The organism is Pseudonocardia tropica, assembly GCF_040105315.1.
Lineage (GTDB): Bacteria > Actinomycetota > Actinomycetes > Mycobacteriales > Pseudonocardiaceae > Pseudonocardia > Pseudonocardia alni.
The window spans coordinates 273,176-295,864 of the sequence record NZ_JBEDNP010000001.1 but is presented as its reverse complement, the minus strand read 5'-3'; the positions used below and the strand labels follow the sequence as shown (position 1 = coordinate 295,864).

Below are 22,689 nucleotides of genomic sequence, written 5' to 3'. Positions count from 1 at the left end.
GGCAAGGTAGCGGGTCGTGCATGCCTTCGATCCCGCCGACCCCGGTTTCCTCGCCGACCCCTACCCCGCCTACGCGGCCCTGCGCGCCGCCGGGCCGGTCCACGACCACACCGGTCTGGGCGTCCCGGTCGCGGTGACCCATGCGGCCTGCTCGGCCGTGCTGCGCGACCGCGGGCTGGGCCGGATCTGGTCCGACGCCGAGCCCGCGGCCGAGCTCGCCGCGTTCAACCTGCTGCACCGCAACTCGCTGCTGGAACGCGAGGGCGAGCCGCACACCCGGCTGCGACGCCTGGTGGCCTCGGCGTTCGCCCGCGGCCACACCGAGCGGCTGGCCCCGCTGGTGCGGGCGCGGGCCGGGGTCCTGGTCGACGACCTGGTGGCCCGCGTCCGCGACGGCGCCCCCGCCGACCTGGTGGAGCTCGTCGCCGCACCGCTGCCGGTCGCCGTGATCGCCGACCTGCTCGGCGTGCCGGAGGATCGCCGGGCGCCGCTGCGGGACTGGTCCGACGCGATCGTGCGGATGTACGAGCCCGACCCCGGCGACGACGGCCGTCGCGCGGCCGAGCGGGCGTCGGCCGACTTCACGGCGCTGCTGCGGGAGCTGGTCGACGAGCGCCGGTCCGGCCGCGCCGCCCCCGCCACGGCCACCGGCGCGGGGCCGGACCTGGTCACCGACCTGCTCGCCGTCCGGGACGCCGGCTCCCCGTCGGTGCGGCTCGACGAGGACGAGCTCGTCGGCACCGCGGTGCTGCTCCTGATGGCCGGGCACGAGGCGACGGTCAACGTCGTCGGGAACGGCGTGCACGCCCTGCTCCGGCACCCAGACCAGTGGCAGCGGCTGCTCGACGACCCCGGGCTGGTCGGAACGGCCGTGGAGGAGCTGATCCGCTTCGACGCCCCGCTGCAGCTGTTCGAGCGGACCGCCGTCGTCGACACCACGGTGGCCGGCCACCCGGTCCCCGCGGGCACCCGGATCGCGACGCTGCTCGGCGCGGCCGGGCGCGACCCGTCCGCCTTCGGCGACGACGCCGACCGCCTCGACGTCGGCCGCTCCCCCAACCCCCACCTGGGCTTCGGGGCCGGGGTGCACTACTGCCTGGGCGCCCCGCTGGCCCGGCTGGAGATCGCCGAGGTGCTGCGCGCGCTGCTGGAGCGCCTGCCCGACGCCGTCGTCGACGGCGCGCCGGTCCGGCGCCCACGGTTCGTCCTGCGCGGCTGGGCCGAGCTGCGACTGGCCGCCCACACCGTCCGATGAACCGAATGCCGCAATGATCCGAGAGCCGAACGGTCCAGTCCCAGGAGCCGTCGGCGAATTGTCGATGGCGCCGCGCAATCATCGACGGAAAAGGGGCGTCGGGAACGACCGGAACCGACGTCGACGACCATCGGGCGACGTGGTGGAATCGACGATGATGGAATCGTGGTCGGAACTGCTGCGGACCGTTCTCGGCGTGCCGGGGACGGGGTACGCCTGCGTCGCCGACCCCGCCACGGGCGAGCTCGTCGCGGACGCCGGCGGGCGTGCCGTGCCCGGCCTCGCCGAGGTGCTCGAATGGGGCGCCGCGCAGGTCGTCGCCGAGGGGCCGGGACCGCTGTTCGAGGACGCGGTGATCACCACCCGGGAGGGCGACCACCACCTCCTGCGGGCCCTGCCCCGCGACGGCGCGGCCCCACTGCTCGCCTACGCGCACCTCGACCGGTCCGGCAGCCCGGTTGCGCTCCTCCGGCGGGCGCTGCGCCTTCCCGGAACGGCCCCGGTACGGACGGATCCACAGGTCACGGCGCGATTCACCGACCCGGCCGCGGCCCCGGCACGTCCGGTGATGCGGGCCCGCCCGGCCACGCCCCCGGTGTCGCCACCCGCACCCGCGGACACCCCGCCGGCGACGATCGCGGTGCCGAGGCCGTCGCCGGTGCCGGACGCCGAGCGCACCCCGGCACCGGCCGTCCCGCTCCCCCGGCGCGCGCACGGCCCCGCTGAGCCGCCCGACACGGCGGAACTCCCCGCCGCAGTCGACGGTGACGCCGCGCACGTCGGCGCCGCCCCCGAGGGCGGCCGGTGGGCCGACGACCTGGGCACCATGGCCCGGATCCTCGCCGCGTTGCGCCGTCTGGATCCGTCGTCCACGACCGGGTGTTGACGCTCCGGAATTGCGCGTTATCGTTGTCCGCCCCGGCGCCGGAAAGAACCGAGATCATTTTCCGCGGAATGCGGAACGGGATCACGGCGCGGGCTCCCCGAGATCGTCGCGGCGACTGCCGCGCGGAAGGCTCTTGAGATGAACAACATCGATCGTTCCCTGGACATGGCCGCCAACATCAAGGGCGCGTTCGCGGTCGCGATCGTCGACTTCGACAGCGGCATGACCCTGGGATCCCGCGGGGGCAGCCCCGAGTTCGACCTCGACGTCGCCGCGCCCGGGAACTCCGAGGTCGTCCGGACCAAGCTCGAGGTCATGCAGAAGCTGGGGCTGCGCGAGAACATCGAGGACATCCTGATCACACTCGACACCCAGTACCACCTGATCCGGATCATCCGCGGCACCGACGAGCAGCTGTTCTTCTACCTCGTGCTCAACCGCGCCCAGGCCAACCTGGCGATGGCCCGCCGGGACCTGCGCGTCATCGAGCAGCAGTTCGCGATGACCTCGCCGCAGGCCGGCGCGCCGCAGCAGCAGGGCCAGGCGTTCTTCCCCGCCCAGCAGCGCTGAGGCCCCCGCGACCCACACGACAGATGGGACGTCACCGGCACGCCGTCGCCGTACGCACCGACGGGCTGGCCGCCGTACTGGGGCCGCTGTTCTTCGACCCGCGGATCCGCTCGGCGGCCCTGCTCGACGTGGACAGCGGGATGGTCCTCGACGTCTGCGGGCCCGACACCGCCGTCGGGCGGACGGGCCGGGGCGTCCCCGCGGCCCACGACCACCGCGACGAGGTCCGCGGCGCGGCGCACGCCGAGCTCGTCCGGATCGCGCTGGCCCTCGCCCCGAACGCGGGCGGGCGGCTCGGGCTCGTCCTGGAGGCGGGCCCGGACCGGCACGTGCTGCGCACCGTCGCCGACCCGCACGGCGGGCGGCTGGCCCTGTCGGTGGTCGTGCGCGGCCCCGACCGGGCCGTGCGGCGGGTCCGCAAGCTGCTGGAGGAGGTCTCCGACGCCGCGCTGACCGCGGGCCCGTCGACGGCGGTCCGCCCCGGATCGGCGGGCTGGGCGGCCACGCCCGGCACCCCCGCGCCGCCGCCGGCTCACCCGGCACCGGCACCGGCACCGGCACCGCCATCCCTGCCGGCGGTGCGGCCGGACACCGCCCGGGCGTCCGGCCCGCCCGGGTTCAACCCGCCGGGTCCGCTGCCGTGGTCGGGACCGGTGCCGCCGTCGGCGCTGCCTGCGGGGCCGCCGCTCCCACCGGGACCGCCGGCTCCGCGCCGGCCGTACCCGCCGTCGCCGACACCAGCACCTGCCGGGGACCCTGAGCCCGCGTCGCCAGCAGAGCGGTGAGCAGGCGGACGACCCGGATCGTGCGCCACGCCGTGACCGCGGCGAGCACGTCGGCCCAGGCGTGCAGGACGACCCCGTCCGCCAGCGCCTGCGTGCCGGTGCGGAACCGCCAGACCAGGACGACCGCGCCGAGGACCACGCACGCCATCCACAGCGCCCACCAGATCAGCAGCTCCCGCGACGGCGACGGCCGCCGTTCCGGCGGCAGGTCCAGCGCGGCGTGCTCGGTCTCGGCCAGCAGCGAACCGGGCGCGACCAGGTTCCAACCGGGCACCACCCAGCCCGCGACGACCCACCGGCGGCTCCGCCAGGCGCGCGTCCCCGCGCGGTCCGCGGCGGCCCGGTAGGTCCACAGGCTCCACGAGAGCGTCAACACCCCGGCGGCGATCGTCGCCACCACCGAGGACCAGCCGCCGAACCACACCAGCGCGTCGGAGACGCCGACGGCCTCCGGGGACAACGCGTCGGACCGGCTGAACAGCAGCAGCACGTACCGCCAGACCTCGGCGACGGCGGCGACCCCCGAGACGACGACAACCACCCACAGCACGGGCACGAGCTGCGCGGCCAGCGCGCGGGCCCGGTCGACCGGCCGGAGCGGGCCCTCACCGGGGACCGGCACGATCCGCCAGGGCCCCACCGGGAGACCCCAGCGCGGGACGGCGCGGTAGCGGGGCGGGCCGGTGTAGCGGTCCCGCCGGGCCGTGGGCTCTGCGGCCGGCCCACCGGGCGTCGTCGCCACCCAGTCCAGGGCGGCCAGGTACCGGCCGCACCACGGGCAGAACGCACCCCCGCCGGGGGGCGCCGTCCGGCCGCAGCGCGGGCACGGCGGGCCCGGCCGTCGGGACGCCGGCACGGACACGGGTCAGGCGATCCGGGGGGCGCTGCCGTCGTCGGTCACGACCGTGCGGCCCCGGGCGGCCCAGTCCTGCATGCCGCCCTCGACGTTGACCGCCGGAAAGCCCTGCTGGGCCAGGTAGGCGACGACCCGGGCCGACCGGCCGCCGGAGCGGCAGACGACGTAGAGCGGGTCGTCGGTGGGGACCTCGCCCATCCGGCCGGCCAGCTCGGACATCGGCAGGTGACGGGCGTGCGGGGCGTGCCCTGCGGTCCACTCGTCGAGCTCGCGGACGTCCAGCATCGGGGCGTCGGCGGGGAGATCGGACACGCTCACGGCGGGAACCGGGTCGGACATGGCGCCATCCTGCCACGCCGCCCCGTCAACCCGCCGTGAGCGGCGCGGGTCAGCGGCCGTCGTCGCGATAGAGCGACCCGTGCGGGATCGTCACCTCGTTCGGGTCCAGCGGCGGCTGGACGGCCCGGTACCCGCCGGTGGCCTGCGCGGGGCGGTACCCGCCGGTGCCCTGCTGCCCGGGCCGGCGCCCGGTCCCGAACCGGTCCGGACGCCCGTCGGCCCCGACCGCGGGCTGGGTGCCGGTCAGCCCGGTGTTGCCGAACAGCTCGCCGGCCTGGCGGCTGGTCTGCGGCCGCTGCTGCCCCGGGTTCGGCCGGGGCTGCGGACGCGGCTGCGAGCGGTGCCGGCCGGAACCGTCGGCCTCGCGCCGGGGGATCCCGATGAGGTCCTCGGCGGGCACGGCGGTCGGCTTCGGCGCCTCCTTCGGCGCGGTGGTCGCGCGCACCGCACCGGCACCGGTGAGCGAACGGACCTCCATCTCGGCGTAGCGGGCGGCGTTGAACCGCTCGCGGCCGCCGAGGAAGGTGCCGATGACGCCCAGCGCGAACGACACCGGGATCGACACCAGGCCGGGGTTGGCCAGCGGGAAGAACGCGAAGTCCGCGTTCGGCACCATCGAGGTCGGGGACCCGGACACGGCCGGGGAGATCACGATGAGGCCCACGCAGACGATCACGCCGCCGTAGATGCTGCACAGCGCGCCGGTGGTGTTGAACCGCTTCCAGAACAGCGAGAAGAGGATCGTCGGCAGGTTCGCCGACGCGGCGACGGCGAACGCCAGCGCCACCAGGAAGGCGACGTTCTGGCCGTTGGCGACGATCCCGCCGCCGATCGCGACCAGGCCGATGACCAGCGCGGTCATCCGGGCGACCTTCACCTCCGCGTCCGGCGTGGCGGTGCCGCGGCGGAGCACGTTGGCGTAGACGTCGTGGGCGAACGAGGCCGACGCGGTGATCGTCAGACCGGCGACGACCGCGAGGATCGTCGCGAACGCCACCGCCGAGATGAGGCCGAGCATGATCTCGCCGCCGAGGGCGTAGGCCAGCAGCGGCGCGGCGTCGTTCTGGTTGGCGCGGGTGATCGTCCCCGGTGGCAGCAGCGCCGTCGCGCCGTAGCCGAGCACCAGCGTGAACAGGTAGAAGATGCCGATCAGCCAGATCGCCCAGACGACCGAGCGCCGGGCCTCCTTGGCCGAGGGCACGGTGTAGAAGCGCATCAGGATGTGCGGCAGACCCGCCGTGCCGAGCACCAGCGCGAGGCCCAGCGAGATGAAGTCGATCTTGTTCGTGTACTGCAGGCCCGGGTTGAGGATGGCCTCGCCGCGCTCGGAGTTCCGGGTGGCCTGCTCCAGCACCGCGGACAGGTCGAACCCGTAGCGGCCGAGCACCCAGGTGGTCAGCACGGCGGCCCCGGTGAGCAGCAGACCGGCCTTGATGATCTGCACCCAGGTGGTGCCCTTCATGCCGCCGAACAGCACGTAGACGACCATCAGGCCGCCGACGACGACGATCACCAGCGCCTGTGACAGCTTGTCGGTCTTCGGGATCTGCAGCAGCAGCGAGATCAGCCCGCCGGCCCCGGCCATCTGCGCGATCAGGTAGAAGAGCGAGACGACCAGCGTCGAGGTCGCGGCGGCCGCGCGGACCGGGCGCTGGCGCATCCGGAACGCCAGGACGTCGCCCATCGTGAAGCGACCGGTGTTGCGCAGCAGCTCCGCGACGAGCATGAGCGCCATCAGCCAGCCGACGAGGAAGCCGATGGAGTACAGGAAGCCGTCGTAGCCGTAGAGCGCGATGGCCCCGGCGATGCCGAGGAACGAGGCCGCGGACAGGAAGTCACCGGCGATCGCGGTGCCGTTCTGCGGGCCGGTGAACGCGTGGCCACCGGTGTAGTAGTCGGCACGCGTGGCGTTCGTGCGGCTGACCCGCAGCACGATCATCAGGGTCACGATCACGAACAGCAGGAAGAAGCCGAGGTTCGCGGTGACCGAGCCGACCGACTCGGCCTGGGCCAGTACCGACGTGGTCATGCGCGCACCTCCGCCTGCTCGACCCGGGCGCGCAGCTCGGCGGTCGGGCCGTCGATCTCACGCTCGGCGAACCGGACGTACAGGGTCGTGATCAGGAAGGTGGAGACGAACTGGCCGAGGCCGACGAGCAGCCCGACCGTGATCGTCCCGACGACCCGGATGGACATGAACTCGGGGGCGTAGCAGGCGAGACCGACGTACGCGAGGTACCAGGCGAGGAAGATCGCGGTCATCGGGAACACGTAGCGCCGGAGACGGCTGCGGTACGCCCGGAACTCGGGACTCGCCTGGACCTGCTGGTAGATCGTCCCGGCCGAGCGCTCTGCGGGGCTGCTCATGGCGCCGGTTCCTTTCGGGTCGTGCTGCGGGGAGCCGGGCCGCGTCGTGGCCGGGGGGACCGCGGCGCGCCCCCGGGGGACACGTTTCACCCGGAACAACGACGGGGTATCGCATCGGGGAACGTCGTTGCGCGCCGTCACGACGAAGACCCCCGGTCCGGACCAACCGACCCGTCCGAGCGGTGACGCTGTGTAGACCGGTTCGCGGGGACCCGTCAGGCCCTGTCGTCCAATCGGTCCCGCATGAGACCCAGCCGTTCGGGTGCGTGCAGGCGCAGGAGTACCTGGCCGGCGTCGGCGGGGCGGCGCGACCGGGTGAACCGGGAGACCAGCGCCATCGTCGCGAACGCCAGCGGCACGCTGACGATCGCCGGCCGGTACAGCAGGACCCCGGTCCAGCCGGCCGACGGGCCGAGCCCGGAGACGTCGGCGCCGGCCAGCGCGGCGACGACCGCGCCGGCCGACACCACCCCGCCGACGACGACACCGGCGATCGCGCCGACGTCGGTCAGCCCGCGCCACCAGATGCCCAGCACCAGCAGCGGGCAGAACGTGGACGCGGCGACGGCGAACACGAGCGCGACGGCCTCGGCGAAGTTCAGGCCGGTCGGCACGAGCGCGACGACCGTCGGCGGCACCCCGGCGAGCACCGACGCCAGCGGGAAGCGCCGGGTCATCCGGCCGTGGCGGGGCAGCACGTCGGTGGACACGACGCTGGCCAGGCTGACCAGCAGGCCCGACGCCGTCGACAGGAACGCGGCCCACGCCCCCGCGGCGACGAGGCCGCCCACCAGCGCGCCCAGCAGGCCGCTGCCCAGGATCGCGGTCGGGAGAAGCAGCACCGCGGCGTCGGTGCGGCCGGTGACCAGCAGCTGCGGGGTGTAGACCCGCGACAGCACGCCGAGCAGGGTCACCAGGACGTAGAAGCCGCCCAGCATCCCCAGGACGAGCACGGCGCTGCGACGGGCCGCCCGGCCGTCGGAGTTGGTGTAGAAGCGGCCGAGCACGTGCGGCAGGCCCATGGTCCCGAGGAACGTGGCGAGGATCAGCGAGTAGGTCGCGAGCAGCTGGTGCTGCTCGGAGCCGGTGAACGGGCGCAGCCAGCTCTCGTCGTCGGTGGGGGCGCCGCGGGTGACCGGCACCGGGCCGCCCGCCGCGAAGCGCAGCTCGGTCCCGGCGGTGACCTCGTGGGTGGACCCGGCGACCCAGCGCAGCGGGCCGTCGACGGCCTGCCCGTCGACGGTACCGCGGGCGACGACGTCGACGGCCAGCCGCGCCTCCAGCGTCACCGGCGTGGTGACCGAGACGGTCGTGGGCTCGCGGAACTCCGGCGGCTCGTCACGGGCGAAGGTGTGGCCGTCGCCGATCCACACGGCCAGGCCGATCACCGCGGGCACGGCGAGCGCGGTCAGCTTGAACCAGTACTGGAACGCCTGCACGAACGTCACCGACCGCATCCCGCCGAGGGCGACGGTGGCGACCACGATCACCCCGGCCGCGCCGGAGCCGACCCAGTCGGGCAGACCGGTGACGATGCCGACGGTCAGCCCGGCGCCCTGCAGCTGCGGCAGCAGGTAGAGCCAGCAGATGACGATGACGACGGCCGCGCACACCTTGCGCAGCATCGGCGAGGCGAGCCGGGCGTCGGCGAAGTCGGGGACGGTGTAGGCGCCCGACCGGCGCAGCGGTGCGGCGACGAACAGCAGCAGGAACAGGTAGCCGGCGGTGTAGCCGGCGGCGTACCAGAGCGCGTCGACGCCCTCGAGGAGGATCAGCCCCGCGATGCCGAGGAACGACGCCGCGGACAGGTACTCGCCGGAGATCGCGCCGGCGTTGAGCCGTGACGGCACCGACCGGGACGCGACGAGGAAGTCCGAGGTCAGCCGGGTCCGGTGGGCGACGGAACCGATGACGGCGGTCGCGACCGCCACCAGGACGATCGCGACCAGTGACAGGATCGCGGTCAGGCTCATCGATCGGCCACGTCGTCGGCGAAGTCCTGCTCCGCCGCCTCCGCGGAGCTCACGTACCACCAGCCCAGGCCGAGCAGGAACGGGTAGACGAGCACGCCGAGCAGCAGCCAGGGCAGCCGGATGCCGAGCACCTCCACCTGGCCGATCACCGGGACCGCGATGAACAGCGCGGGCAGCACGCCCAGCCCGATCAGCGCGACGACGCTGACCCGGAGCGCGAGCAGAAGCTGGGTGCGGACCAGGGAGTTGCGCAGCAGGGTGCCGACGGCGCCGGGGTCCTGCACGTCGGACAGCCCACGGGAGGACTGCGTGGTCGAGCGGCGTTCGGAGAGCACGACGCGGACGCGTCCGGCACCGGGGCCCTCGCCCTCGAGCTCCTCGACGGGCGCGGGCGGGTCGGTCGGCTCCGCGGAGAACGGGCGCGGACGGGCCCCGGTGTAGGGCGCGGCGGCGAACGGCTCGGGGGCGGGCTCGACCGACGGCTCGGGGGCCGGGGCGACGTCGACCTCGGGGGCGCGCCAGATGACCTCGGTGCGTTCGAGGGGGCCGCCGCGCAGCTCGTCGAGCTCCTCGTCCAGCTCGTCCTCGTCGGGGAGGTCGTCGTCCGGCTCGTCGTCGGCGCGGTCGGCGGCGGCGCTGTCGTCGACGCCGAAGCGGTCGTCGGAGTCCGCGGGGCGGTACGGCATCGGTGCGACGGGGCCGCGCCGTCCCGCCGCGGACCAGCGGGTGGGGACCGGTCGGGTCTCGGGAGGCTCCTCGGGACGCGGCCGGTCGGCCGGTGCGACGACGGTCGTGTCCTCGGCCCCGGTCCTGTCCCCGGTCGCGGTCGTGTCCCCGGTCCCGGTACGCGCCCGGACCCCGGTGCCGTCCGTGCCGTGGGTGCCCGTGCCGTGGGTGCCCGCCGTGTCCGTGCCGCGGGCGGTGCCGGTCGCGTCCGCGGTGCCGGTCGCGTCCGCGGTGCCCGCCGTGTCGGCGGTGCCCGCCAGGAGCGCGCTGCGGTCGGGGGACCAGGTGTTCGACCACGACGTCGCACCCGGGACGCGCTGGGGCAGGCCGGAGCCGCCGCCCGACGGGGGCCACTGCTTCCCGCTGTCGGCGACGCCCGGTGCCGGGGTCGCGCCCGGGGCCGACGGCCAGCCGGTACCGGGGCGCACGCCCTCCGGGGCGTAGGGGTCCGGCACGAGGTTCGCGCGGGGGCGGGCCGGGCGGGCGCGGGTGGGGCGGACCGGCCGGGCGTAGGTCTCGCGCGCGTCGGGTTCCCGTGCGTCGGGGTCGTCGGAGTCGCGGGCGTCCGGGTCGCGGGGCAGGTCGGTGTGGTCGGGATCGGTCGCCGGAGCGTCGTCCCGGTCGGGCCGCCCGCCGTCCCGCGGTCGCGTCCCGGCCGGGTCGACGCGGGCGTGCCGGCCGGGCCCCCCTGCCCGGTCCGCGACGCGACGGGCGATCTCGGCCTGGAGCCAGCCGGCGCCGCTGTCGTCGACGGGTTCCTCGACCGCGCGACGGGCCCGGCGGGCGGCGCGGCCCACGGTCGCTGCGGTCGCGTCCCGGTCGCCGACGGTCCCGTCGTCGGAGCCCGGGTCGCCGGACCCCCGGCTGCCCGCTCCCCGGCTGCCGGGACCCGGGTGGCCGTGGACGCGGTCGCCGGGGGGCGGGGCGGGGGCGGGGGCGGTGTCACCGGGCGCGGCGCTGTCGGATGACGGGCCGCCGGGAGGCGGGCCGACGGTGGGCGCGGACGCGGCCGGAGCAGCACCGGCGCGCGGAACGGCCCCCTCGGGTCCCGGGGCGGCGGTCGGTTCCGTGCGGGGCGTCGGCCGGGGGCCGGGGCTCGGCACGGAGCCGCCCCCGGCGCGGCCGGACCCGGACCGCTCGGGGCCGGACGCACCGGCGACAGGCCGGGCCGAGCCGGACCGGCCGGAGGGGGCTCCCCCCGCAGCCGGACGGTCGGACGGGGTGCCACCGGCGTCCGGCCGGGCCGGCGCGGGCCGTCCACGGTCGTCGGGTGCACCGGACTCCGGCTCCGGGCCGTGCGGCAGCGCGGCGGACGGACCGGCGGACGCTCCCCCGGGCCCGGGCGCGCCGTACCCGCCGGCCGGCCGCGGGTGCGGACCGGATGCGAACGAGCCACGCGGCTGGGCCGGGATGACGTTCCCGGACGGCTCCGGCGCGAGAGCGACCCGGCGGTTGCGGTGCTCGAGTGCCGGGTTCCAGGCGTCGAGACCGGCGACGGCGCCGTCGGGGTACGGGCGCGACCGTGCGGGGTCCGGACGCTCCTCGGGCACGGCGGAGCCGTGGTCCGCGCGGGACCCGGCGGCCGCCGCGTCGGGCTCGGTGCCGGGCCGGTCGGACCCGTCGAGATCGTCCGCGGCCCGGTCGGACTGCGGACGCACCGACGGCGAGACGCCGCCGGTGGACCTGCTCACCTCTGGCTCCACGCCTGCTTGGTCGCGCGGACGAGGCGGTCCTTCAGTTCACGGGTGTGCCGACGGCTGACCGGCAGCTCCGCGGTCTCCGGGCCGGACCCGATGCGCACGACGTAGCCGGACCCGGCCAGCCGAAGCTCGGTGACCAGCGGCAGCGCCACCAGGAAGGAGCGGTGGATGCGCACGAAGCCGGCGTCGCGCCAGCGGTCCTCGAGCACCGACAGCGGGATCCGGACGAGGTGGCTGCCCTCGGTGGTGTGCAGCCGGGCGTAGTCGCCCTGGGCCTCGACGTAGCGCACGGCGGACCGCGGCACCAGCTTCGTCGTGCCGGCGAGCTCGACCGGGATGACCTCGTCGTCGCCGCCGGTCTCCTCCCGCACGGTCTCGACCGGCTCGCTGCGACGGGTCGACAGGATCCGGTCGAGCGCGGCGGAGAGGCGCTCGGTGCGCAGCGGCTTGAGGAGGTAGTCGATGGCACCGACGTCGTAGGCGTCGACCGCGCGGTCGTCGTGCGCGGTGACGAACACGATCGCCGGCTGCACGGCCATGTTCTGCAGCACCCGGGCCAGCTCCAGGCCGTCGAGACCGGGCATGCGGATGTCGAGGAACACGGCGTCGATGTCGGTCTGCTCGGCGACGTCCGTACCGGTCCCCGCGCCGGGTGCCGCGGCCGCCCCGGCCCGGCGGCCGTTCAGGATGCGCAGGGCCTCGGTGGACTCGCCGGCCTTGAGGACCGTCGCGACGCGCGGGTCCTCGTCGAGCAGGAAGGCCATCTCCTCGAGCGCGGGCTGCTCGTCGTCCACCGCGAGAACGACCAGTCCGCGAGTGGTGTCGTTGCTGTCCACGATCTCCTCATCCTGCTTCCGGGCCTGCGCCGGGAAGCCCATCCGCTCGATGATCGCCCGGCGCCGCGACCATGGTGACGTGCCGACGCGCGTGATGCCAGGGCACGAACCGGATCGGTGACCGTCCGGACACGGGGTGCAGCTCGGCCGTGGTACGCACGGTCACGGGTGTCACAGCCCGTAACGGGCCCACGCCGCCCGCGTCTCGAGGGCGGAGAGCAGCTCGTGCCCGGCCCCGGCGATACCGCCGGAGAGGCCGGCCTGGGCCGCGGACCCGCCCGCGCCGAGGCGGGCGAGCAGCGGCCTGCGCTGCTCCACCGGGCGCTGCTCGGCGTCGGGGAAGCGTTCGGTCAGGACGTCGTGGGCACTGCCGATGCCGTCCACCAGGCCCAGCGCGCGGGCCCGCTCGCCCAGCCACACCTCGCCGTCGAACAGCTCGGTGTCGGTCGCGAGCCGGTCTCCACGCCGCTCCCGCACCCATCCGGTGAACCGCTCGTGCAGCTGTTCCTGCAGGCCGGTGAGCCAGGCGACGTCCTCGGACCGCTCGGGCAGGAACGGGTCGAGCCGCGACTTCGACCCGCCCGCGGTGTGCAGCCGCCGGGAGACACCCCACCGCTCGATCAGGCCGTCGAGCCCGAACCCGGCGCTGATCACGCCGATCGAGCCGACGATCGAGGTGGAGCAGGCGTAGATCTCGTCGGCGGCGCAGGCCAGCCAGTAGCCACCGGACGCGGCGACGTCCTCGCAGAACGCGAGCACCGGCACGTCCTTCTCCGCCGCCAGTGAGCGGATGCGGTCCCCGATCAGCTGGGACTGGGTCGGCGAGCCGCCCGGGGAGTTGATCACGAGTGCGACGGCGGCGAGCCGCTCGGGCGCGAAGGCCCGCTCCAGGACCTTCTCCGTCGAAGAGATGTTCAGCACCTGGCGCGGTACCGGCGCGGCCTGGGCGCTGATGACGCCCTGCATCCGCACGACCGACACCACCGGAGGGCCGACCGACTCTCCCAGCCTGCCGGGCAGACGTGAGGTCACCGCCGCGGGAATACGCAGGACGTCCATGCCGTCCCACCGTACGCGCGAGCACAGGGTGACGTGGTGTGACCGGATCGGCACAGCTCGCGACCATCCAGGTCACCCGTACGGCCCATCGGACCGCCGGAGGGTCCCACGGATGCCCGCCGGTCAGGCCCGGATGCCCGCCCGGAACTTCGGCACCCGCAGCGTGATCTTCATACCGGCACCGATGTTGGTGTCGACGACGAGGCCGAAGTTGTCGCCGAAGGCCGAACGCATGCGGTCGTCGACGTTGCCGAGGCCGACGTGCGCCCCGGAGAGGTGGGCGTCGTCGAGGTCCTCGTTGAGCCGGGCCGGGTCCATGCCGACGCCGTCGTCCTCGACGACGATCACGCACTCCGACCCGGCGTTCTCCGCGCGGATGGTGACGGTGCCGCCGTTGGGCTTGCCGGACAACCCGTGCCGGACGGCGTTCTCCACCAGCGGCTGCAGCGCGAGGAAGGGCAGGACGACGTTCTGCACCTCCTGGTCGATCTGCAGTTTGATGTTGAGCCGGTTCCCGAAGCGGGCCTTCTCCAGCCGGACGTAGCGCTCGATGTTGTTCAGCTCGTCGAGCAGCGTCGTGTACTCACCGGCCGAGCGGAACGAGTACCGGGTGAAGTCGGCGAACTCGATGAGCAGCTCGCGGGCCCGCGCCGGGTCGGTGCGGATGAACGAGGCGATCGTGGTGAGCGCGTTGTAGACGAAGTGCGGCGAGATCTGGGCGCGCAGGGCTCGGACCTCGGCCCGGTTGAGCCGGGCGCGCGAGTCGTCGAGCTCGGCGAGCTCCAGCTGGCTGGACACGTAGCGCGCGACCTCGCCGGTGGCCCGCAGCACCGGGGGACCCGCCGTCGACGGGGTGAGCGCGGCGAGCGTGCCGATGATGTTGCCGTCGCTCTCCAGCGGGACGACGACGATCCCCCGCACCTCGCACCCGGGCTGGTTGCACTTGATGGAGGTGTGGCTCATCAGCTCCATCCGGCCGGTCCGGACGACCGTGTCGGCGAGCGTCTGCACGTCCTGCTGGTGCTGGTCGGCGGTGCCGTCCCAGCCCAGGACCGTGCCGCGGGAGTCGGTCATCGCCATCGCCGAGGTCTCCAGCAGCTGGCGCAGGTACGGCAGCGCCTGCGACGCCGAGCGCGACGACAGCCCCTCGCGCAGCACCGGCGCGGCCAGCGCGACCGTGTGCAGCGCGGAGAACGTGGCCTTGGCCAGCGGCGAGACCATCGTGTTGCGCCGGTTGCGCTGCCACAGGAAGAAGAACACCGCGACCACACCGACGATGACCGCCACCACGAGCAGCAGCGCCATGGAGGGGGTGAGCGTGGTGGATCCGTCCACGACTGCGAGCACCCCCGTTCCCGCGCCCGCCACTAGCGCACCAACCGGGACAGGCGGCGGTCGGCGAGCGGTTTCCCCCCGGTCTGGCAGGTCGGACAGTACTGGAACGATCTCTCCGCGAACGACACCTCGCGCACGGTGTCGCCGCAGACCGGGCAGGGCAGCCCGGTGCGGGCGTGCACCCGCAGCCCGGAGCGCTTCTCCCCCTTGAGCTCGGCGGCGCCCTGACCGACCGAGCGGGCCACCGCGTCGGACAGCACGGCGTGCAGCGAGTCGAACAGGGTGTCCCGGGCGGCGGCGTCGAGCCGGGATGCGGTGGCGTAGGGCGACAGGCGCGCGGTGTGCAGGATCTCGTCGGAGTAGGCGTTGCCGATGCCGGCGAGGGTGGACTGGTCGGCCAGCAGCGTCTTGAGCCTGCGGTTGTCGCCGTCGAGCAGCTCGTCGAGACCGGCCCTGGCCAGCTCCAGCGCGTCCGGCCCCAGCCTCGCGATGCCCGGGACCTGAGCCGGGTCGTCCACCAGGTACACGGCGAGCCGCTTCTGGGTGCCCTGCTCGGTGAGGTCGAACCCCGGCCCGCCGACCTGGTCGAGGTGCACCCGCAGCTGCAACGGGCCGCGGCCCGGCCTGGGCGGGGTGACGCCCGCGGTGGTGTGCCAGCGTAGCCAGCCGGCCCGGGACAGGTGCGTGACCAGGTGCAGCGGGCCGGTGTCGGGGCGGTCCTCGAAGTCGACCGACAGGAACTTCCCGAACCGTGACGCCCCGGTCACCACCCGGCCCACCAGCGCGGACACCGGCGGGTCGAACGTCTTCAGCGCGCTCATCGAGGCCAGGTCCACCCGGGCCACCGGGCGGTACACCGCGTGCTCACGCAGGTGGTGGGCCAGGGCCTCCACCTCGGGCAGTTCGGGCACCGCGACTCCTAGTTGATCGGCTGCAGCGGGCTGTCCGCGTGGCCGGGCGTCGAGCGGTTCTTGAGGCTGCGCACGACCACCTTGGTCTCCTCGCGCGCGGTGGCGAGCCCGCGCACCATGCCCGTCCACTTCTCCGGGGGCAGGTCGTAGCCGCCCTGGGTCTTCGCGGTGATCGTGAACGGCCTGCGCAGCAGCCAGCGGAACGGGAAGAAGCCCAGTCCGACGATGACGACGAGCCAGTAGAACCAGGGGAAGACCACCCCGCTGGGCACCCAGACGACGAGGACCAGCCAGAAGAACGCCAGCGTGCTGAGGACCAGCACGACCGCACCGTTACCCGCGTCGACGTCGTGCTCGAACTCGTCACCGACCGCCGGCGTGGTCCACTCGATCCGCCGGCTCACCTGCCATTCACGGTAGTCCGCCGCGATGACCGTCTTCGTCGTCAAGGTGTCCGCTCCCCTGCCCCGGTACCGCCCACGATGCTCCCACAGGGGGCCGACAGAACCGAGTATCCGCGCGCGGGCCACCCGGCGGTGCGGGGACGGGCGGGGGCCTCAGCAGGCGGGCTCGGCGGGCTCGCGTTCCGGGGCGCCGGGGGCCAGCAGCTCCGAGCGGGTCAGCACGACCGGGTCCGCGCTGTCGTTGCGCAGCTCGTTGGGCCTGCCGTCCTCCAGGAAGAACGCCTCCCCCGGGCCGAACGGGCGCGGCTCGCAGGAGTCGGCGCGCTGCACGGTCACCGTGCCGGACCGCACGACGGAGATCACCGTGCCGGGGTGGCGGACCCAGCCGCTCGCCTGGCCCGGCTGCAGCACCTCGGTGCGCACGAGCAGCTCGGCGGGGCCGGGCGTGGAGATGTCGACCGGGCGGTCGAGGCGCCCCCGGGCGTCGGAGCCGGCCTGGGTGACCGGCACGTCCGGGACGCCGGGGAGCGCGGGCTCCGTGGTCGGCGCGGGGGCGGCGGACGCCGACGGAACGGCCTCGCCCTCGTGACCGAGCTGCCCCGGCTGGGCGCACCCCGTGAGCAGGGCGGCGGTCGCGACCAGCAGGGCCGGTCCGAGAAGGTGACGGGCGAGCGGCACGGGCGGTGTCCCTCCGGACGCGATGCGTGATCGCACCGCACGTTAGTGGCCGATCACCACGCGAGCGGCAGCCGGGTCGTCCCGTTGACGAGGTCGGACGTCGGGCGGGGTACCTCGCCGTCGAGCCGGGCCGGGGGCAGGCGCGTCCATGGTGCGCACCGTCCGGCGCGGGAACGGCAGGTCGGCCGGGTCGGGGTCGTCGGCCGGGCTGCGCAGGACGTGCCGGACGTCGTCGTAGCGGGTGGCCGCCCAGAACCCGGGTCCGGCCGGCCACGGGCCGACGGCGAGCTCGCCCTGCCCGGAGACGGGCGCGGTGTCGCGCAGCAGCCGCAGCGCGTCGTGCGGCGCCCCGCGGGCGAGCACGCGCGGGTCGAACACGTCGGTGTCGATCCCGTCCGGGTCGACCCCGTCGGGGCCGCTCACCGGTTCGCCACCTCGATCAGCGTGTCCGCGTGGCAGGGGACGTCCTCGGCGCACCAGCAGCACAGGTCCCTGCCCGCGAGCTCGGTCCGGGCCCGTTCGACCAGGTCGGGACGCTCCTCGAGCAGCCAGCGACGGTGCGCGGCGATGGCCGGTCCCCGCCCCGTCTCGCGGACGTCGAAGGGGTTGCCCCACGGTCCGGGCCGGGTGACGAGCACGGCACCGTCGGGTTTGCGCCACCCCTTCGTGCGACGCAGCCGGATCCGCTGTGGAGTGCTCACGGCCGCACCGTAGTCAGGTGGCGCAGCTCACGGCCATTTGCTTTGCATTGCGCAACGCATCAGCGCATGCTTGCGCGGGTCAACTAGTTGCGTGATACATGCACTACCGAGAGGGGGTCCGCGATGAGTACCGCACAGGCTGCCACCGCCGAGCCCGCCGACGCCGACCTGGAGCTCGCCGACTCGATCGTCCGGGAGCTGTTCCTGCTGGTCCGCCAGGTGAAGCGGTCCGGTGAGCGGCACCGCCCCGAGATGATCGTCGACATGGCCGCGTACCACGTGCTGGCCCATCTCCACTTCGGCGGCCCGCAACGGGCCGGCGAGGTCGCCGCCACCTTCCACTCCGACCCCTCCACGATCAGCCGGCAGGTGTCCGGCCTGGTCAAGGCGGGCCTCATCGAGCGGCGCGCCGACCCCGACGACGGGCGCGCCTCCCTCCTCGCCGCGACCGACGAGGGCGTCCGCGTGATCGAGACCGAGCGACGCCGTCGCGCGCACGTCATCGCCACCGTGCTGGCCGCGTGGAGCCCCGACGACCGGCAGGCCCTCACCGGCCTGCTCGGCCGCTTCCTCGACGACTACCAGACCTTCGAAGCACAGGAGTCCTGAGAATGTCCACCGCTGCCGCCAGTGCGCAGCGCCCCGTCGCCACCTCCGGCGACGGCGAGCTGACGCACCGGCAGATCCTGACCGTCCTGGGTGGACTGATGCTGGGCATGTTCCTGGCCGCCCTGGACCAGACGGTCGTCTCGACCGCGATCCGCACCATCGCCGACGACCTGTCGGGCCTCAACCTGCAGGCGTGGGCGACGACGGCCTTCCTCATCACCAGCACCATCACCACGCCGCTGTACGGCAAGCTCTCCGACATCTTCGGCCGCAAGCCGCTGTTCATGACCGCGATCACGATCTTCCTGATCGGGTCCGTGGCCTGCACCCTGGCCTGGTCGATGTACTCCCTGGCCGCGTTCCGCGCACTGCAGGGTCTCGGCGCGGGCGGCCTGATGTCGCTGGCGCTGACCATCCTCGGCGACATCGTGCCGCCGCGTGAGCGTGCCCGCTACCAGGGCTTCTTCCTGGCCGTGTTCGGCACCTCGAGCGTGATCGGCCCGGTCATCGGCGGCCTGCTGTCCGGTGTGGACACCATCGCCGGTATCGACGGGTGGCGCTGGATCTTCCTGGTCAACGTGCCCATCGGGCTCGTCGCGCTGGTCGTCGTCTACCGGGTGCTGAACATCCCGCACGTCCCGCGGCCCGCCCGGATCGACTGGCCCGGCGCGCTGGCCCTGGCACTGTGCCTGGTGCCGCTGCTGATCGTCGCCGAGCAGGGCCGCGAGTGGGGCTGGGGCTCCACCTCGTCGGTCGTCTGCTACGTCATCGGCGCCGTCGGTCTGCTGCTGTTCCTGCTGGCCGAACGTGCCTACGGCGACGCCGCGCTGCTCCCGCTGCGGCTGTTCCGTACCGGCATCTTCTCGCTGTCCGCGGTGCTCAACCTGCTCATCGGTATGGCGATGTTCGGCGGTATCGCGCTGCTGCCGCAGTTCCTGCAGATCGTGCACGGCGCGACACCGATCGAGGCCGGCTTCATGATGCTGCCGCTGGTCGGCGGGATCATGGTCGCATCGATCCTCTCCGGCCAGCTGACCTCGCGCACCGGCCGCTACAAGATCTTCCCGGTGATCGGCACCGCGTTCATCACGATCGCGATGGTGCTGCTGTGGCAGACCGTCACGCCGGCGATCCCGATCTGGCAGCTCGACCTGACCATGGCCCTGCTGGGTCTCGGCCTGGGTCTGTGCATGCAGACCCTCGTGCTCGCCGTGCAGAACGCGATGCCCGCCCGCGACATGGGTGTCACCACCTCCTCGGTGACGTTCTTCCGGCAGATGGGCGGCACGCTGGGCACCGCGATCTTCCTGTCGGTGGTGTTCTCCACCGCCGGCGACAAGATCGCCGACGCCATCCGGGCCGCGCTCGGCACGAGCTCGTTCCGGGCCGCGCTGACCGACCCCGCCGTCGCGGCCGACCCGGCCAACGCCCAGGTCGTCGGGGCGCTGCAGTCCGGGCAGGCCGGCGGCCTGTCCACCTCGGTGCTGGCCGACTCCTCGTTCCTGCAGCGGATCGACCCGCGGCTGGCCGCGCCGTTCCAGGAAGGCTTCACCAGCGCGATGACGCTGGCGTTCCTCATCGCGGCCTGCGTGATCGCGGTGGCCTTCGTCCTGGTGCTGTTCGTCAAGGAGCTGCCGCTGCGCACCATGTCCGGTGCGCAGGCCGCCCGGGCCGAGGCCGCGGGCGAGGGTGCCGCCGCCGCGTCGGTCCCGACCGAGGCGCTCGCGACGGTCGCCCCGGCCCCCGCCCCGGCCGGCCGGGTCGACGGCGGTGGGCGCGGAGCGGACATCGCGCCGCCCACGACGCCGCTGCCCGTCGTCGACCGGCAGGAGCCGCCGCACCCGGCGCCCCAGCCGCAGCCCCGTCCGCGCAACGGCACCGTCGGGGACGCCGCCGCGGCCGCGGGCCTGGACCACCTGCACTCCACGTCCGGTGACGGCCCCGCCGTCACCGGACGGGTCCAGGGCGGCACCGGCGCGCCGGTCCCCGGGGCGGTCGTCACCGTCACCCGGCTGTCCGGCGACCAGGTGGGGCGCACCACCACCGACGGCGACGGCCACTACCGCATCGCCGTCGACCAGCCCGGACGCTTCCTGGTCGTCGCGGCCTCGGCGGCGCTGCCGCCGCACGCCGCCACGGTCTCGGTCGGCACCGAGCCGGTCCGCCACGACGTGCGGCTGTCGGTGAGCAGCGGCATCCGGGGCACCGTGCTCGACGCCGCGGGGACGCCCCTGCCCGGGGTCACCGTCTCGCTGATCGACCACGGCGGCGACGTCGCCGCGGCCGGCCGGTCCGGTGAGGGCGGCCGCTGGGCGCTCGACGGCGTCCCGGCCGGGCGCTACACGCTCACGGCGGCCGGCGAGGGCGTCGACCCGGTGGCGGTCGGTGTCGAGGTGCCCGGCTCCGGCACGGCGGTCCAGGACCTACGGCTGCCGCAGCGCTCCCGGCTCACCGGCCGGGTCACCGCGGCGCCCGACGGGCACCCGGTGGGGCACGCACTGGCCACGCTGATCGACGCCGAGGGCGCCGTCGTCGGGTCGCGGCTGTCCGGCCCGGACGGGACCTTCGCGTTCGAGGGCCTGCCCGCGGGCAGCTACACCCTCGCGACCAGCGGCTACGCCCCGGTCGCGACGGTGGTCGCGCTGGAGCCGGGCCGGGTGACCCACTCCGACGTGGAGTTCCCGCTCCCGCTCGACGGACAGGCGTCCACGAACGGCAACGGGTCCGCGTCGAGCAACGGCAACGGGATGCACAACGGCCGGCACGTCCGGGAGGGCGAGCAGGGTCTGCGCGGCGAGGCGCACCGCTGACCCACCCGTTCGTGTTCCACGTGGAACGCCCCGTTCCTCCCGTCGCGGGAGGGCGGGGCGTTCCGCCGTCTACAGCGCGATCGCCGCGCCCACCCCGGACCGGGGGTCGACCGCGGCGTGCAGCGTCCCGGGCCCGCCGCCCCCGGGGACGGCGGCGCCGGTCCCCACCGCGCACATCCGGCCCAGCGCCCAGGCGCCCGCGTCGTCCACGACGTGCCCGCGGCGGGTCAGCCCGGCGAGGGTGTCGGCCCCGAGCCGGGACTCGACGACGAGCCCGTGCGGCTCCCAGCCGCGCGGCGCGAAGGACGCGGGGAACGCCGTCGAGTGCCAGGTCGGCGCGTCGATGGCGGCCTGCAGGTCCGGCCCGCCGTGCATCAGCGCGAGCAGGAAGGCGAGCTGCCACTGGTCCTGCTGGTCCCCACCGGGCGTCCCGAACGCGAGCGCGGGCTCGCCGTCGCGCAGCGCCAGCGACGGGGACAGCGTCGTGCGCGGCATCCGCCCGGGTGCCAGCGTGCTCGCGAGCCCCTCCTCCAGCCAGAACATCTGGCCGCGGGTGCCGAGGCAGAAGCCCAGCGCCGGGATCGTCGGCGACGACTGCAGCCAGCCCCCCGACGGCGTCACCGAGATCATGTTCCCGGCGGCGTCGACGACGTCGACGTGCACCGTGTCCCCGCGGGCGACGCCGTCCCGCGACACCGTGGGCTCGCCGGTGCCCGGCCCCTCCGTCCCGGAGCCGCGCCCGGCGCCCGGGGTCGCCGCGTAGTCCCCGATCCGGGGGGTGCGTCCTCCGGGCGAGCCGGGTCGCAGCCCGCCGTCCGAGGCCGGGCCGATCAGGCCCCGCCGGTCGTCGGTGTAGGCGTCGGAGAGCAGGTCGGCGAGCAGGGCGGGGGTCGCGCCGTCGCCGTACCAGGCCTCCCGGTCGGCGAAGGCGAGCTTCGCGGCCTCGGCGGCGGCGTGCACCGTGTCGAGGGTCGCGACACCGCCGGGCAGCTCCAGGTCCAGGCCCGCCAGCAGCCGCAGCTGCTGCAGCAGGACCGGCCCCTGCGACCACGGGCCGCACTTCGCGACCGACCAGCCGGACCCGGCGTCGGCGACGAGCGCGTCCTCGTAGTGCGCCGACCAGCCGGCCAGGTCGTCGGCGGTGAGCAGGCCGGTGTGGTCGCGCCCGGTCTCGTCCCGGACCGGGGTCGCGGCGAACCGGCCGATCTCCTCGGCGACGAACCCGCGGTACCAGGCGTCGCGGGCGGCGTCGATGCGCGCCTCCCGGCTCGGGCCGACGGCCTCGTCGAGCAGCCGGCGCCAGGTCGCCGCCAGCGCGGGCAGCCGCACCAGCTCGCCCGCCGCGGGGACCCGGCCGTCGGGCAGCCAGGTCGCCGCCGACGACGGCCAGTGCGTGCGGAAGTGGTCGGCGACCGTGCCGATGGCCGCGGGCACCCGCGGGACCAGCGGGAACCCGCCCGCGGCGTAACCGAGCGCCGGCGCGAGGACGTCGGCGAGCTCCCAGGTGCCGTGGTCGCGGAGCAGGGTCAGCCAGCCCTCCCACGCCCCGGGGACCGTCGCCGGGAGCAGGCCGGTGCCGGGGACGATCGTGCAGCCCAGGTCGCGCAGCCGGTCGGCCGTCGCGGCGGCCGGGGCCACGCCCTGGGCGCACAGCACCCGCGGGACCGGGTCGGTCGCGGTGACGAACACGGCGGGCAGCTCACCGCCCGGACCGCACAGGTGCGGCTCGACCACCTGCAGCACGAACCCGCAGGCGACGGCGGCGTCGAAGGCGTTCCCGCCCTGCGCCAGCACCGTGGCCGCGGCGGCGGTGCCGAGATGGTGAGTGCTGCTGACCGCGCCGTGCGGCCCGATCCGGTCGTGTCCCCTGGGTCCCACGACCCGGATCC

General features: G+C 74.9%; 19 protein-coding genes and 1 pseudogene. 5 read left to right on the top strand and 15 right to left on the bottom strand.

The features are described 5' to 3' along the window. Positions 1-16 precede the first annotated feature (16 nt). From WHI96_RS01420 to WHI96_RS01410, 3 genes are all read left to right on the top strand, one after another. Positions 17-1,255, top strand: a complete 1,239-nt coding sequence (locus WHI96_RS01420) for a cytochrome P450 (protein WP_345648069.1) — start codon at positions 17-19, stop codon at positions 1,253-1,255. A gap of 196 nt (positions 1,256-1,451) precedes the next feature. Next, positions 1,452-2,141 carry a hypothetical protein gene (locus tag WHI96_RS01415; RefSeq protein WP_345648066.1) on the top strand — a complete coding sequence of 230 codons (690 nt, stop codon included), beginning with the start codon at positions 1,452-1,454 and terminating at the stop codon, positions 2,139-2,141. A gap of 138 nt (positions 2,142-2,279) precedes the next feature. Continuing rightward, complete coding sequence (locus WHI96_RS01410) at positions 2,280-2,711, top strand: hypothetical protein (RefSeq protein ID WP_178376579.1); 432 nt, start codon at positions 2,280-2,282, stop codon at positions 2,709-2,711. Between the two features lie 618 nt (positions 2,712-3,329). Here the strand turns inward: WHI96_RS01410 and WHI96_RS01405 are convergent. From WHI96_RS01405 to WHI96_RS01340, 14 genes and pseudogenes are all read right to left on the bottom strand, one after another. After that, entirely contained in the window at positions 3,330-4,238 is a 909-nt protein-coding gene (locus WHI96_RS01405; protein WP_345648061.1) for a DUF4328 domain-containing protein, read from the bottom strand. A gap of 123 nt (positions 4,239-4,361) precedes the next feature. Beyond that, positions 4,362-4,691, bottom strand: coding sequence for a rhodanese-like domain-containing protein (locus WHI96_RS01400; RefSeq protein WP_345648058.1), 330 nt, complete (start codon positions 4,689-4,691; stop codon positions 4,362-4,364). Between the two features lie 436 nt (positions 4,692-5,127). Further along, positions 5,128-6,720: pseudogene (locus WHI96_RS01395) on the bottom strand (monocarboxylic acid transporter); the annotation flags it as partial. Next, a complete protein-coding gene (locus WHI96_RS01390) occupies positions 6,717-7,058 on the bottom strand; it encodes a DUF485 domain-containing protein (protein ID WP_345648055.1) in 342 nt (113 codons plus the stop codon). The gene WHI96_RS01390 and the pseudogene WHI96_RS01395, both read right to left, overlap by 4 nt. A gap of 215 nt (positions 7,059-7,273) precedes the next feature. Next, entirely contained in the window at positions 7,274-9,031 is a 1,758-nt protein-coding gene (locus WHI96_RS01385) for a sodium/solute symporter (RefSeq protein WP_345648052.1), read from the bottom strand. Beyond that, complete coding sequence (locus tag WHI96_RS01380) at positions 9,028-11,448, bottom strand: hypothetical protein (protein ID WP_345648049.1); 2,421 nt, start codon at positions 11,446-11,448, stop codon at positions 9,028-9,030. Before WHI96_RS01380 ends, WHI96_RS01385 begins: the two co-directional genes overlap by 4 nt. After that, positions 11,445-12,293, bottom strand: coding sequence for a LytR/AlgR family response regulator transcription factor (locus WHI96_RS01375; RefSeq protein WP_425571646.1), 849 nt, complete (start codon positions 12,291-12,293; stop codon positions 11,445-11,447). Before WHI96_RS01375 ends, WHI96_RS01380 begins: the two co-directional genes overlap by 4 nt. A gap of 171 nt (positions 12,294-12,464) precedes the next feature. Further along, a complete protein-coding gene (locus WHI96_RS01370; RefSeq protein WP_345648044.1) occupies positions 12,465-13,352 on the bottom strand; it encodes a S49 family peptidase in 888 nt (295 codons plus the stop codon). 123 nt (positions 13,353-13,475) lie between these two features. Further along, positions 13,476-14,687, bottom strand: coding sequence for a sensor histidine kinase (locus tag WHI96_RS01365; RefSeq protein ID WP_345648041.1), 1,212 nt, complete (start codon positions 14,685-14,687; stop codon positions 13,476-13,478). Between the two features lie 32 nt (positions 14,688-14,719). Beyond that, positions 14,720-15,598, bottom strand: a complete 879-nt coding sequence (locus tag WHI96_RS01360) for a DNA-formamidopyrimidine glycosylase family protein (RefSeq protein WP_345648039.1) — start codon at positions 15,596-15,598, stop codon at positions 14,720-14,722. Between the two features lie 8 nt (positions 15,599-15,606). Continuing rightward, a complete protein-coding gene (locus WHI96_RS01355; RefSeq protein WP_345648036.1) occupies positions 15,607-16,047 on the bottom strand; it encodes a hypothetical protein in 441 nt (146 codons plus the stop codon). A gap of 108 nt (positions 16,048-16,155) precedes the next feature. Then, positions 16,156-16,680 (bottom strand): cupin domain-containing protein, encoded by a 525-nt coding sequence (locus WHI96_RS01350; protein WP_345648033.1) that lies wholly within the window; start codon positions 16,678-16,680, stop codon positions 16,156-16,158. Positions 16,681-16,722: 42 nt separating this feature from the next. After that, entirely contained in the window at positions 16,723-17,103 is a 381-nt protein-coding gene (locus WHI96_RS01345) for a hypothetical protein (RefSeq protein ID WP_345648030.1), read from the bottom strand. Continuing rightward, the gene (locus WHI96_RS01340; RefSeq protein ID WP_345648027.1) at positions 17,100-17,381 is read right to left on the bottom strand and encodes a DUF4326 domain-containing protein; all 282 of its coding nucleotides are present in this window, start codon (positions 17,379-17,381) and stop codon (positions 17,100-17,102) included. The genes WHI96_RS01345 and WHI96_RS01340 overlap by 4 nt, the downstream gene beginning before the upstream one ends. A gap of 123 nt (positions 17,382-17,504) precedes the next feature. Between WHI96_RS01340 and WHI96_RS01335 the strand changes: the two genes are divergently transcribed. Continuing rightward, positions 17,505-17,990: a MarR family winged helix-turn-helix transcriptional regulator gene (locus WHI96_RS01335; RefSeq protein ID WP_345648024.1), complete on the top strand. Its 486-nt coding sequence runs from the start codon at positions 17,505-17,507 to the stop codon at positions 17,988-17,990. Between the two features lie 2 nt (positions 17,991-17,992). Next, positions 17,993-20,800 carry an MFS transporter gene (locus tag WHI96_RS01330; RefSeq protein WP_345648021.1) on the top strand — a complete coding sequence of 936 codons (2,808 nt, stop codon included), beginning with the start codon at positions 17,993-17,995 and terminating at the stop codon, positions 20,798-20,800. Positions 20,801-20,869: 69 nt separating this feature from the next. On the opposite strand, the gene WHI96_RS01325 is transcribed toward WHI96_RS01330, so the two are convergent. Next, positions 20,870-22,678: a gamma-glutamyltransferase family protein gene (locus WHI96_RS01325; protein ID WP_345648018.1), complete on the bottom strand. Its 1,809-nt coding sequence runs from the start codon at positions 22,676-22,678 to the stop codon at positions 20,870-20,872. Positions 22,679-22,689 lie beyond the last annotated feature (11 nt).

Bases quoted from the DNA above. Each gene is read 5' to 3' on its own strand.
- WHI96_RS01335 (WP_345648024.1), top strand. From the start codon at position 17,505: ATGAGTACCGCACAGGCTGCCACCGCCGAGCCCGCCGACGCCGACCTG.
- WHI96_RS01370 (WP_345648044.1), bottom strand. From the start codon at position 13,352: ATGGACGTCCTGCGTATTCCCGCGGCGGTGACCTCACGTCTGCCCGGC.
- WHI96_RS01330 (WP_345648021.1), top strand. From the start codon at position 17,993: ATGTCCACCGCTGCCGCCAGTGCGCAGCGCCCCGTCGCCACCTCCGGC.
- WHI96_RS01410 (WP_178376579.1), top strand. From the start codon at position 2,280: ATGAACAACATCGATCGTTCCCTGGACATGGCCGCCAACATCAAGGGC.
- WHI96_RS01385 (WP_345648052.1), bottom strand. From the start codon at position 9,031: ATGAGCCTGACCGCGATCCTGTCACTGGTCGCGATCGTCCTGGTGGCG.
- WHI96_RS01400 (WP_345648058.1), bottom strand. From the start codon at position 4,691: ATGTCCGACCCGGTTCCCGCCGTGAGCGTGTCCGATCTCCCCGCCGAC.
- WHI96_RS01390 (WP_345648055.1), bottom strand. From the start codon at position 7,058: ATGAGCAGCCCCGCAGAGCGCTCGGCCGGGACGATCTACCAGCAGGTC.